Origin of the sequence: Chryseobacterium sp. OSA05B, assembly GCF_019970065.1 — a bacterium.
Lineage (GTDB): Bacteria > Bacteroidota > Bacteroidia > Flavobacteriales > Weeksellaceae > Chryseobacterium.
The window spans coordinates 1-13617 of record NZ_JAHXYH010000005.1; the positions used below are offsets into that span (position 1 = coordinate 1).

The 13617-nt window shown below is 39.2% G+C and carries 8 protein-coding genes; 1 reads left to right on the plus strand and 7 read right to left on the minus strand.

The features are described from left to right. Positions 1–479: 479 nt before the first annotated feature. The 7 genes from LC419_RS18120 to LC419_RS18150 all read right to left on the minus strand — a co-directional run bounded on the left by LC419_RS18120 (position 480) and on the right by LC419_RS18150 (position 12639). On the minus strand, positions 480–806 hold the full coding sequence (locus LC419_RS18120; protein ID WP_262901731.1) for a VanZ family protein: 327 nt from the start codon (positions 804–806) through the stop codon (positions 480–482). 25 nt (positions 807–831) lie between these two features. After that, positions 832–1209 (minus strand): glycine cleavage system protein GcvH, encoded by a 378-nt coding sequence (gcvH, locus tag LC419_RS18125; protein WP_202092545.1) that lies wholly within the window; start codon positions 1207–1209, stop codon positions 832–834. 109 nt (positions 1210–1318) lie between these two features. After that, positions 1319–8287: a cell surface protein SprA gene (gene sprA, locus LC419_RS18130; RefSeq protein ID WP_223608972.1), complete on the minus strand. Its 6969-nt coding sequence runs from the start codon at positions 8285–8287 to the stop codon at positions 1319–1321. Positions 8288–8344: 57 nt separating this feature from the next. After that, complete coding sequence (ruvA, locus tag LC419_RS18135) at positions 8345–8929, minus strand: Holliday junction branch migration protein RuvA (RefSeq protein ID WP_034725702.1); 585 nt, start codon at positions 8927–8929, stop codon at positions 8345–8347. 196 nt (positions 8930–9125) lie between these two features. Continuing rightward, on the minus strand, positions 9126–11432 hold the full coding sequence (locus LC419_RS18140; protein WP_223608683.1) for an NADP-dependent malic enzyme: 2307 nt from the start codon (positions 11430–11432) through the stop codon (positions 9126–9128). 16 nt (positions 11433–11448) lie between these two features. After that, on the minus strand, positions 11449–12300 hold the full coding sequence (locus tag LC419_RS18145) for a BadF/BadG/BcrA/BcrD ATPase family protein (protein ID WP_223608684.1): 852 nt from the start codon (positions 12298–12300) through the stop codon (positions 11449–11451). A gap of 75 nt (positions 12301–12375) precedes the next feature. Then, positions 12376–12639: a hypothetical protein gene (locus LC419_RS18150; RefSeq protein WP_073335575.1), complete on the minus strand. Its 264-nt coding sequence runs from the start codon at positions 12637–12639 to the stop codon at positions 12376–12378. Positions 12640–13156: 517 nt separating this feature from the next. On the opposite strand from LC419_RS18150, the gene LC419_RS18155 reads away from it, so the two are divergent. Further along, the gene (locus tag LC419_RS18155; protein WP_223608685.1) at positions 13157–13615 is read left to right on the plus strand and encodes a GtrA family protein; all 459 of its coding nucleotides are present in this window, start codon (positions 13157–13159) and stop codon (positions 13613–13615) included. Positions 13616–13617 lie beyond the last annotated feature (2 nt).

Sequence of the window (13617 nt, forward strand, 5' to 3'; positions counted from 1 at the left end):
CAAAGATACAAACTTTTTTAACTCTCGCAACTTTTATTTCTAAAAATTTTAAGAAGCTTTTCGTCTCCATCCTAAAGCTCATTTAAATCATTATGCTTATCTAAAAGCTCTTCTGTGCTACCGAAACTCTCTCGTTTTTCAGTGGGGCAAAGATAACAACTTATTCAAACGCAAAACAAATTTATTTAACATAAAGTTTACACTCCATTCATATTGGGGATAAGTATCATTATAAGATTTTAATTTACAATATATTACACCAAAAATACAGTTATCCACAATGAGGGGTTATGGTTAATAGGAGTTAAAAGTTCAATAAAAAGATGAAGGAAAAGGCCTAGAGTCTAGATTTTAGCTAAAGCCTTTCTATTTTGCTTCTGTTGTAAGCGGACCAAAGCCTACTTCTATTGAAGATGTTTACTACAGAGAAGAAAAAATACATATGAACTTATGATACCATATAAATAATAGTGCCTGGCTTAAAAAAAACGCTTGACTAATACCTTATATATATAGTATCCTATTAAACACCCTACGGTATCTGCTACGATATCTAAAGATTCCATAGATCTGCCCAATCCCATTTCATCCTGAAGGATCTCAGTAAGGAATGCATATATAAGGATGATCTGAAAGAAGTATGAAAATTTGATTTTGGGAAAGGCTGCAACGAAGGAGAACCCTAACATTGCAAATATGCTCACATGCAAAACCTTGTCTATGCCGCTGAACATAAACCAGTATTCCTGGTTCTCTTCACCTGGCTTAAGGAGCATATAAGTAAGAAATGCCCAATAAATGGGCAAAATCTTACTAAATATTTTTGAAATCTTATCCAATGATTGCCTGGTATTCTTCTGCAGTAAGCAGTTCTGAATGATCTGCACCATCAGCAAGTTCTAATTTAATGATCCAACCGTTTCCATAAGGGTCTGTATTTAACAGCTCAGGCTGATCTTCCAATTCTGAATTAAATTCAATAACTTTTCCTGCAATAGGTAAGAATAAATCTGAAACCGTTTTCACCGCTTCTACACTTCCGAAAACCGCTCCACCTTCAAGATCATCATCTACAGTATCCACATCTACGTATACGATATCGCCAAGTTCTCCTTGTGCGAAGTCTGTAATACCAATTGTAGCTACATTACCTTCAATCTTGATCCATTCGTGATCTTTCGTGTACTTTAATTCTGATGGTGTATTCATTTTAATTTTTATTTTGTACAAATGTATTCAAAATAATAGTAGCTTCAAATATCGGATATAAAAAATGTCCTTCAAAATTGAAGGACATTTAAGGTTTGTTGATTTTATTTTAGAAACCACCGCCTGAGTCACCAAATGTGAACGTCGCAGACAGACCGGCTCTGATGGTAGACAGCGGGAATGCCGTCGATATTTTATACTTGGAAGTCATCTGCTCGTAGAAGACTCTTAAGTTCAGATTCTCCGAAACATTGTAGTCTGCAGAAATCTTGATATTCATCAGCTTCTGGCCTCCTGTGATCTGTGAATCATCCAACAGGATATTCATAATAGAGGTTTTGCTGTCTCTTAACGAGATATCTCCTCTGATATTAAGATCACTTCCTTTTCCTCTGGATCCTCTCGTATTAGCCATTCCTAATCTGAAGTTCTTCACAATGTATCCTAACCTCACTACATACTCACTATTGGAATCTTCCGTAAGGGTGTGATTGACCAATCCCAGAATCATCATTCTGTTTCTGTTGTACTGAAGTCCGAACTGCATATTGTTTCTCATGGTAACATCGATTCCGATAAGTGGTGAGAAAGATTCTACATAACCCACCTGAGAGAATGTAAACGGATTGATGTAATCATTATTAACATCGAATGCATTTCCACCTGAAATCCTGTTAAAATAATCAATACTTGACTGGATTCCTGTGGCTGTATACGTTGCAGTATATCCATGCAGTAAATCAAATTTAGAGAACTGGCCGTTAATAATCGGAACATTTCTTAAACCTGAGTAGGTCACCTTCCAGTTTGGAATCGGGATTCCGGCTTTCTTGGCATTTCCGATCTGTTTGACAGATTTTCCTTCCATTGCCGCTCTGAATGCAGGAATCAGTACATAAGCATTGGCAATACTGTAATGCTCTGCAAAACCGTCAGGGTTCAATACTTCCCCTAAGCCCAGCTGTTGTGACAATATTCTTGCATTCTCCCTGATCGCCTGGTAAACAACCTGTGTTTCTTTGAATGAGGTTTTAAGAAGCACCACAGAGTTGGAGTACGTTATCTGATCATTTGCGAATGCATAATCATGATTGACTGTTCCAAGGTTATTCCGGTTGTTAAATCCAGATTGGGAGAAGTTCCTGTTATAGTTATGAAGTGCGCTCAGATCAATCCTGAAATCATTCATCGGAACGATCTGTAGATTGGCCCTTAATTCCCGGGTCGACATCTTGATATAAGGATCCGTCATATATGGGGAATCACTTACCCATCCGTTTTCCAGCACGGTTCTTCTGATATCCGCCTGAGACCCGAAAAGGAATCCGATGGTAGGACCTCCCAATGTCTGGCCGTAACCATACATATTCGGTGCAGAAAGTAAACCAGGAAGCACTGTTCCGTTATTTTCGGTATAGCTAAAATCCAACTGCTTGAATGAGGTCAGTACAAAAGCTGCGCTCTGAAGTATCGTCAGCTTATTTTTAAATTTATAGCTTTTAAATCTGTACCTTTTCTTTTCCCACTGTTGGGTGTATGCGTTATTAAGGGAATCGATTTCCTGCTTACGTTTCTGCAGTTTTCCGGAAATATTCTTGAAATATTTAAACTGTCCAAAGAACTTAGGAATATCTGCTGTAGCCGTAGCCTGGATCATGTTTGTATTCTGTCCTACTGAACCTAAGCTTCCTTCAGGGCTTGAAAGCAGTGCTGTAGATCTGGCATTCCAGTTATAGGTAAGTCCGTAGCTTACTTCTGCATCAATAAAGTCTAGATACGGAAGGTACTGGAACGGCAGTTTGTAACTCAACTGTGCTCTGTGATTGTACAATACCGGCCTACCCGCTCTGAAGATATTTCCAAAGATGGATTTACCGTCCATTCCATTCACATCAATATTATCGTTCAATGTTCTTGTCGCAGAATTGATCTCCAGTTTTAATGATTTTGTGAAATTGAATCCTAAACCATACTGCCATCCGAAGAAGAAGTTTCTGTTCTTGATCGCCGCGAAACTGTCGCCCATATTTCCACTTAAGATCGCTTCTACATTTCTAAATTCAAGTTCGTTGTAATTTCTGTCTATTTCCGTTCTGAAAGATAATCTTGTAGGAATCGGATTGAAATTGAATTCTTTAACCCATCTCAGATATTTTGTAGATTTTGCCGTATCACTGATCATTTTGTTGAAAGGCTTAATCACCCACGGCTTAAAGGTATAATTGTAATCCACATACCCTCTCAGATACTGTCTGTAATTTTTAGAAGTATAAATATCTCTGAAATAGTCATCGTTATAAACCGCAGTTACGGAAACGTTTTCAATATCATAGAATTTAGGTTTTTTATTTGGATTTACTCTTTCCTTGTGCATATTCACAACGCCGATACTTCTTTGCTGTGTGTATGTTCTTGCTACTTTTTTCAGTTGTTCTTTATTCGCTGCCTTACTGAATTCCACATCGGTATCAAGAGGATTGTATTTCGGATCTTCAATTGTTTGCGCGTAAGAATAGTTTAATGGAATTTTCATTCCGCTTTTTTCAGGAAGGAATTTATCTACGTTCACCGCGGTATTGATACTGAACGCTGATTGTGTAGACTGATTTCTTTCTGCCGGTTTTGAATCTATATTACCGAAACCTACAGAAGTATAAGATGCACTTGTATTAACGGTTGCAAAATCCCCAAGGTTAAAGTTCAAGCTTGCATTCCCTGCATATCCGCCATCGTTTTCAATTTCAGAAAGACGGATTTCGTTTACCCAGAGAATCCTTGTGATATTGTTAAATCGGCTGGTATTTCTTACCCCGATCATAATCGTTGTAACATTTCCAAGACTTGGACGTCCTTTGATATAGATCTTCTTAAAGTCATCTCCAAATACCGGATCGTGAATCCTGTCCACGATATTTGATGTAGCCTTGTCTCTTCGAATCTTTGCGTCTACAAAATTTTGAATTTCAAGGTCAACATTATTTTCAATAGGCCAAATCTCAAAAGGAGTAGTGGCTGTTCTCGGAGTAAGCATTACTGAAGACTCGTACTCGTAGTAGTTATCTGTAGCATCACTTCCGAAACGGATGAAGAATTTGGATTCCGGATCCAGGCCTTGAGTTCTTTCAGTTGGATCCTGAGCGTGTACAAAAAGTTTAAGCTTTTTATATCTTCTCATATCCAGTGTTGTATTCTTGAATACTCCTCTGGCTTCTCCGGCAAGACCTTCCACTTTCATGTAAAGAGATGCCTCATTCTGTCTCTGTGCTCCTGCATTCCCGCTTAGCACCTGTCTGTCGATTCCCGGAGGAAGTACATATGGTGGCTGGTTCAATGCATTTTCTTCAATATTTACACTTCCTACTTCGAAGTTATTATTTTGTGCTATTCCCACACCTTCCTGTTGTGAACTCACCGTTGGGCTGGCAATCTGGTTTGGATATCTTCTCCAGTCAGATCTTACAAGGTCCATTGTCCCGAATCTTAAAGTAGACGTCTGCTCAAATCCTGCAAGCATTAATCTTGCAAATCTTACGTTGTTCAGTACCGATTGATTTCTTTCTCCTTCCGCTTCAGGCTCTGCATATTTTGAAACCGGAATTCTGAATAAGTACCATTTTACATCTGACGTCTGTCCGTTCTGGAAAGTGGCTTTTACCGTTTTTACATCTACGATATTGTTACTACCCAATGAAAGGCTCGGCTTGTCCAGTTTTACAATATATTCATTGTAGCTTTCTGTCTGGTCAAGGTTGTAATCTTTATTGATATCTTCTGCATCCGGAGTCTGTGAAGCTACTTCCAGAGAGTTGGCCTGAGAATTTCCTTCCGGATTTCTGAAGTATTTGTATCTCTGAACAAGAGATGCCGCCTGTCCGCCTGTAAATTTACTAGACATAAAAAATACGAAATCATCTACCGCGGGGTCAGCCAGATTGGTCACCGGGTTTACGAATGTATTTCCAAATTTCATGGCTTCCTGATCAGAGCTTAATCCATCGTATCCTAAATCCTGAGATCTTCTGTCGTCTCCTTCGCTGGAGAATGCATAAAGGATAGGTGGCTGTTTCGGCTGCACTCCCCAGTTGGAAGTGGTTGTAGTAGAAGGGGCTCCCGGAGTAGGAAGACCATTTTCATACTGCATTTTACCATCTTTCAGAATATCTTCTGAAACGTTTCCTAATTGAAGTAAAAGTCTTGCTTTGTCTCCTAAAGTGTTTCCGTCGGCATACGGATCCATCATCCAAAATTCCACATATTCAATGTTTGAATTCACGAAGTTGGAAACACTGATTGGCCTCATGATCCCCGCCCATCTTGAAGCTGCTGTTTCAGAGCCCGGATTCACGTTGTAAGGACCTTTTTCATTAGGATAGTAAGAAATATCTAAAGTATTGGTGAAGGTCTGTTCGCCCGCAACAAAATCTCTGTTATTGTAAATCTCGGAATACTGAACTCTTCTGGACGCGTGATTGGAAACGGACTGTGCAGTAATTCCCGCAGGAGCTCTCCCTCCTACACCCCAGAATCTCGGGTCAATATTATACCATGAAAGAAGTCCTCTTCCATAGCCGCTTGTCAAAACATCATTACCCGGTGCTCCGTTGAATGGTGCTAATGTATTTTTCTCCGGCCTTGACGCAAGACTCCATGCAGCAGGTTCTTTTAGTGATATTTTAGAAGTCGTTTGTTCAAAGTCATCTACATAAGACTGATCATTGGTCCCTTTATTCAATCCCGGAAGCAAATAAGCCGCTTCCATTTTAAAGTTAAGGTTGGATGGAGCCTCGGTATTGACCAACGGAATTTTATCGGTCAGTCTGGTCAGGAAAGGCATCTGATTGTTGTACATCATATTCACCCCTGCCATGGTGTTATTAACAGCCTCCTGCCCATAGTTTACTTTCTGGGTAAGCGGAGATTCAGAATAATTGACAACCGTTCCACCTATGATAAAGTTCTCATTGAATCTTCTTTCAAGGTTTAACCCTAAGAATCTTTTTCGTTGTGTGTTGAATGTAAGCTGGTTTTCCAGTGAGATATTGATCGCCTGTCCGGACTGTTTAACGTTCTCATTGATCACAGTTACCGTTCCAAGCATATAGTCTACGGTATAGTCTACGCCTTCCGTCAGCTGAACCCCGTTAGCAGAAACTTTTACAGATCCCTGCGGAACGTTTACCGCTCCAAGAGAAATTCCCTGTCCCTGTGTTCCTTTGTAACGTCCTTCTATGGTATAACGCTGAGCAAGATTACTGGAAGTCGCTACCTGCTTCTGTTGTTTATAAAGATCGGTGAAGACAAACTGTGGATCGTTACCCACCTGGCTGGCCATAAAACTACCGAAAGGCTGTACTTTGGTGAAGATAATCCTTCCTGTTTCCGGCCGTATGGTGATCCCGTTGACAAAGTCAAAAATCCCGTCTCCCAATATACCGCTGCTGGCCTGGATATCACCGTTCATATTCAGACGGTCCCAGTTGAATAACTTCAGTAAATTCTTATCCTGAACAGGCGTCCCCGGAAGATAGTTTACCTTACCTCCTGTCTTCTGATCTCTGTAGAAAACATTCAGGATAAACCCGTCCTGCGCTACCTGTCCAGCATCCAGAGAATAGATGTTTTTCATCATCAGGTCCCACATCGGAGATTCCGTATTCACTTTGTTGTTTACTCTTAGAACCTTGGTTACCAATACAGGGCTTTCTTCGGAGAATTCCCCTACTTTGTATACTTTATTGGTTCCGTCTGTAAAAGAGTAAGAAACGGCTAAAAGCTGATTTTCGTTCAGCTTCTGGTTTAATGAAACATATCCTAACTGAGGCTGTAATGTATATTCATTGGCATTCAGCCTTCTTGCTTTTGTGTTGAAAATAAACTGCTCACCATTATCATAGGGCTGTGCACTTCCCGGGAAACTCTGTCCCTGGAATGTAGTCGCATAGTTTTTACCGGCTTCTCTCGGCCCTATGGCAGCATTAATAGACTGGTACAATCCATTCTGCGAGTTATCCGGTAATCCTCCGGCTCCTTCTCCAAGGTCCCTGATCCCAATAATACTTTTCTGGTAAGCCAGATTACTGTTCCCTTGATCCAGTACCCAAACCTCTAATCTGGTCACGTTTACCGTGGAATTGATTTGCGGATAGTTGAGCAATGCCTGGTCATATCGGTCTAAGAAATAATGCCCCAGGAAAAAGTGTTGGTTATCTTCATAGTCGATGGCATTGACCTTAAAATTATTCATCACACCACCACCCTGCACTACAATATTTCTGGCTTCACCCTGCTGTTGGGAAAGAACTACTGTTCCGAAGGTCTTTCCAAGCTGGAATTCCGATTTCACCCCAAAAAGGGACTGTGAACCACGGATAAGACTTGTAGAAAGCGGCATATTCACGTTACCGAATTCTACTCTTTTTATGATTTTATCTTCTCCTCCGGCACTTGGTTTGTCTACATCACCGAGGCCTTTGGTCTGAAGGTCTTTCCAGCTTCCTTTTGCCTGCCATACGAGGTTCATTCTGTTTTCAAATGCAAAACCGCTTTGGGTATCGTAATTGGCTTTCAACTGAAGGTTTTCCCCTACTTTTCCTAAAAGTCCCAGCTGTATTCTCTGGTCGATATCAAATGTAAAACTGGTCCTGTTTTGGGGCAGGATCAGCGGGTTGTCTATTTTCTGGTAAAGTCCGGCGAAGTCTAAAGAGGCATATCCTGACGGAATGATCTCGATTTTATTACTTCCGAAAATGGTTTCAAACAGTCTGTTGTTGATCGTTAAAGATGGAATAAGCCCCTGTTTTCGGGCATCTGTTCTGTCTCTTCTGAAAAGGAGACTGTATTTATCGGATTTCTCCTTGTAGTAAGCTTTTGTCTGGGTAGCGAGCATAAATTCTTTATACTCTTCCGGAGACATCGCTGTAGGAGGACCGGTATAGGTATTTCCAATCTTAGGATATACGTAGTACATTCCGGTTTTTATGTCGTAAAAGGCTTCATACCGTGTGGGGTCAGCCAGTTGATATTCTTTCTTTATGATCGCAGTATCACGTACCTGTTGCGCAAAGGCACTTACCGACATGCACAGGAACGACAGGAACAAAAATATTTTGAGATGCTTAATATTCGCCACCAAATGTTAAATGTTTTTTAAAATTTGTTTTACCAATTCTTCTACCGAGATCTCCGGATTCTGCTTCATCATTCTGTCTGCTATCTTCTCGCTCATACGTTTCGGGATCCCTAAAACTTCTAATGCAGATAACGATTCTTCCTTGACTTTATTATCTACAAAAGCAGAAATATTTTCCGCCTCAATGCCGAATTTCTGGACTTTATCCTTTAAATCCACTATGATTCTCTCTGCGGTTTTAGCCCCTATTCCTTTGGCTTTTTGAATGAGGGCGCTGTTCTTGGAAAGAATGGCCGTAGCGATCTCTTCAAGGCTTAAAGTGGAAAGAAGTATAAGGGCAGAAACAGCTCCTACTCCGTTAACGCTTATTAACAGATTGAACATTTCTTTTTCTGAACGAGTGTTAAAACCAAAGAGAAGATGTGCATCTTCCCGAATGATCTGCTGAATAAATAAGAATGCTGGCTTATTCAGGGCCAGTGCCTGGGAGGTCATCAAACTGATACCTACATAGTAACCAACTCCTTGTACGTTGATCACTGCGTAAGTGGGCGTAAGTTCTTGAACGCTGCCTTGTAAGGAAAATATCATTATTAATTTTTAAAACTCCCAAATATAGCAATTTAAACTAATTAATATTTTCATTTCATGTACGAATGATTTTTAACTTAAATTTTGAATGTAAATTCAATGATTTAATAGAAAAACAAAAGACTCCAAAATCTGGAGTCTTCTGCTATTTTTATGATAATTAAAAACGGTCTTTTAAGGGACCATTTTACTATTTCTAACCGTTGTTCTTTTCAGAATTTTTCTTTTCTCTTCTCTGAGCATCAAGTACTGCTACCGTCGCTAAGTTTACGATTTCATCTACACTTGAACGCATCTGTAAAACATGTACCGGCTGCTTTAATCCCATAAGGATTGGCCCGATTACCTGAGCTACTTTCATTCCTCTGATGATCTTGTAAGAAAGATTAGCACTTTCAAGATTCGGGAAAACGAATGTATTGGCAGGCGTAGTTCCTAATTTGGAGAATGGATAGTCACTCAAATGATCTGCATTCATAGCAAAATCAGGCTGGATTTCACCATCAACAACCATTTTAGGATATTTCTCGTGAAGGATGCTTACTGCTTTCGCTACTTTTTTGGAAGTCTCGGAAATCGCTGCAAAGTTTTCGAAACCAAGCATGGCAATTCTAGGCTCTATTGCGAAAGATTTTACTGTAATTTCTGCCATTTTTGCAATATTCACAAGGTCTTCTGCAGTAGGATTCTGATTGATAGATGTATCAGCAAAGAAAATAGGTTTTTTTTCTGAAAGGATCATCATCATCGCCGCTATCTTATCTACCCCTTTGTCTTTTTCTATCACTTCCAAAACAGGACGAAGCACTGACGTATAGTTTTTAGAAAAACCAACGATAAGACCGTCTGTATCTCCGTGTCTCAACATCAAAGGACCAAAATAATCTCTCTGGCGTACATATCTTTTCGCCTTGTATTCGTTCATTCCTTTTCTCTGACGAAGTTTCCAAAGGGTTTCTCTGTATCTCTTTCTGTTTTCCTTCTGATCATCATCGCTTGGATCAATAATCGGAATATCCAGACTGATACCGAAACGCTCCATCTGTTCTTTGATGTATTTTTTATCTCCTAAAAGACTTGGGAAGGCAATTCCTTCTTCGTAAAGGATCTGCGCTGCTTTCAGTACATTGTATTCTTCAGCATTTCCTAAAGTGATTCTCTTAGGATTGGATTTGGCACGACTCTGCATCATTCTTACCAACTTCTCGTCTCTTCCCATTCTGTCAAGCAGCTGGTTTTCGTACTCTTCGAAGTCTTCAATCGTTTTTCTGGCGATACCGCTTTCAATCGCTGCCTTTGCCACAGCACTTGATACTTTGGTGATCAGTCTGTTATCAAACGGTTTTGGAATAAAATATTCTCTTCCAAACTGTAAATTCTGAACATTATACGCAAGAATCACTGCTTCAGGTACTGGTTCTTTCGCAAGATCTGCGATGGCGTGTACCGCAGCCAGCTTCATTTCTTCATTGATTCCTTTCGCCTGAACATCCAATGCACCACGGAAAATGTAAGGGAATCCCAATACATTGTTCACCTGGTTAGGATAGTCGCTTCTTCCGGTTGCCATGATCACGTCTTTACGGGTTTCAAGAGCAAGATCGTAAGCGATCTCAGGATCCGGGTTCGCCAAAGCAAAAACGATAGGATTCTCATTCATGCTGGAAAGCATTTCCGGAGTCATTACGTTTCCTTTTGACAATCCGATGAAAACATCTGAACCTTTTACGGCATCTTCCAGTGTCTCGATATCGGTATTGGCAATGAAATCTATTTTTTCAGGGGTAAGATTTTCTCTTTTATGATTGATTACTCCTTTACTGTCGCACATTAAAACATTTTCTCTCTTCAAACCTAAAGAAATGTATAAGTTGGTACATGCAATGGCAGCCGCTCCGGCTCCGTTCACAACCATTTTTACTTCACCGATATTTTTACCGGCGATCTGAAGGGAGTTGATCAGTGCGGCAGCTGAAATAATAGCTGTTCCGTGCTGGTCATCGTGCATCAAAGGAATATCAAGCTCTTCTTTCAGTTTCTGCTCAATATAGAAAGCCTCAGGTGCTTTGATATCTTCAAGGTTGATTCCTCCGAATGTAGGAGCAATTCCTTTTACAATCTGGATAAATTTGTCCGGATCTTTTTCATCGATCTCAATATCAAAGACATTGATGTCTGCAAAGATCTTAAACAAAAGACCTTTTCCTTCCATTACCGGTTTTGAAGCTTCAGCTCCGATATCACCAAGACCTAATACAGCCGTTCCGTTGGAAATTACAGCTACCAGGTTTCCTTTTCCTGTGTAGTCATAAACGGTTTCCGGCTTCTCGTGGATCTCCATACAAGGAACTGCCACCCCTGGTGAGTATGCCAATGATAAATCTCTTTGAGAAGAGTGAGGCTTCGAAGGGATAACTTCGATCTTTCCTTTAGGTTCGGCTTTATGATAATCTAACGCGGCCTGATTAAAGTTCTTTTCGTCGCGGTGGGTTTTACTTGACATAGAATTTTGTTTTTTATTAAAGTATATACTTAATATGGTAGTCTACTAAACTTTCGATGGGTTTCTGGACAACATGTCCTACATTTAACTGAAACTCTTCCGCTACAGAACGGAGAGTATCTTCATAATAATACGCAATAGAGCCGATGAAATTAATCTCGGCATCTTTTGATTCTTTATAAGGAATGACCTGGTATTCGAAGAAGTTTTTCATTTCCTCGTATACCATATCTTTAAAGTAAGGATGATTCTTTCTTTCGATGACAAATTTATTGAAATCCGCCAGCCATGCGTTTGGTCTTGAACTGTGATACATATTTTTCAAAGCCTCTTCTATCTTCAACCCGTAACTCTGTTCAAATTCAGTATGAAGATCTTCCGGCAGTTTTTTCATAAAATATCTTCGCACCAGCTGTTTTCCAATGGCGCTTCCGCTTCCTTCATCTCCCATCAGGAAACCAAGGGAAGGCAATTCTATTTTAATGTTTTTACCGTCGAAATAACATGAATTGGATCCGGTTCCCAGAATACACACAACAGCAGGTTTTCCACTGTAGGCAGCATAGGCAGCAGCCACAAGATCCTCCCTCACAACGATTTCAGCTTTTGTGAATACTTTTTTCAATTCCTCTTCAATGGTTTCGCAGTTTTTTTTCACACCACATCCGGAACCGTAGAAGAAAATTTTCGTGATGGAGTTTTTGACCAATATAAGGCTGCTGTTCTTTTCTATTTCAGGAACGATCAGTTCTCTGTTGATAAAATTAGGATTAAAGCCGATAGTTTCTGTTTTTAAAAACACTTTTTTAAAGTCATCAAGTATCACCCAATCTGATTTGGTAGAACCACTATCAACAATAGCAACCATATATTACATTTTAGTTTAAGGATGCTAAATTATGAATTTATCTTTAAATAGCGTTTAAAAACAGACTGGAAGCTTCTAATGTTTTATATCAGCTTTTTGATTGTTAAACTTGATGAGCCAGTCTTCGATTTCATCCTCCAGATAAGAACTCTGAAGCATGATGGCGTTAATAAAATCATCCGGCACAGGTTGGTCTGTGGAGTTTTCAAGGTTCCACAATTCATCTGCCATATTTTCATACTCTGAATACACTCTTTTGAAGCGGGAATTCTCTCTCTCAAGAGCCTCAATATTTTTTTGCTGAAGCTGGAATTTTCTGTATTTGTTTTGACTTTTCATACAAATATTGTTATAGTTTGGGTCGTGAAAATTAAGGTATTATGCGTTAGGGCGCACATTCCAAGATAGAAAAAACCATCAACACAAGAAGTTGAAAATGAATTTATTATCAGGTTATAATTACATCATTCAGAAGAATAAATTTAGAAATTATTTTGATTCAAAAAAATTATTTAACAACTTTTTTCATTGTTTAACATATGCTTATCACAATATTTGCGACCCTAAAATTCCGGATCATCTTCAATCCCTTTTGCTTACAACGATTATCCTTTTTATCTGCTATCTGTGAAATAATCATAAAGTAATTTTCCGCCTTATTCCGATCATTATCAGAAACCGTTCAAAAAAGTACGTTATATCATATGGGTATACAGATTCCCCTTTATCCTCCGTACAAAACACACCTGTATTGAGTTAAAAATCAACAGAATACATTCCTTTTCTATTTTAAAATAATCTTTTATTCTTACATTATTGACATATAATTATAAATTTGCACTTTCATATATATTGAATGAGAGAATTACTAATACGCCAGAAACAGGTTTTGTTCTTCATTATAGCCGGAGGGCTCAGCGCTATTGTAGAAATTGGAAGCTTCAAAGCTTTCAGTACCTACCTGCCGCATTTTTTCGCTGGAGAAACCAATTTTCACGGCATCCACTATCCTTTGAGTAACATTTTCTCTACCAGCTGCGGAATCATTACCAATTATTTTCTAAGCATCTGGTTTGTCTTTGAAAGGGGAAAACATTCCAAAAGCAAAGAATTCGCCTACTTCATGGGTGTTTCTTTTGTATCAACCTTACTGAGCTTAGGCTTTTTTCAGATTTTCTACAGCTTTATATTTAAGGACAATATCAATTTAATTTTTTATACCTTAAGCCCTGAAATGATCAGTAAGATCGCTGCGATTCTACTGGTATCCATTCTGAATTATTCAGTGAAAAAGAAAGTAATTTTTAACGGTTAAGC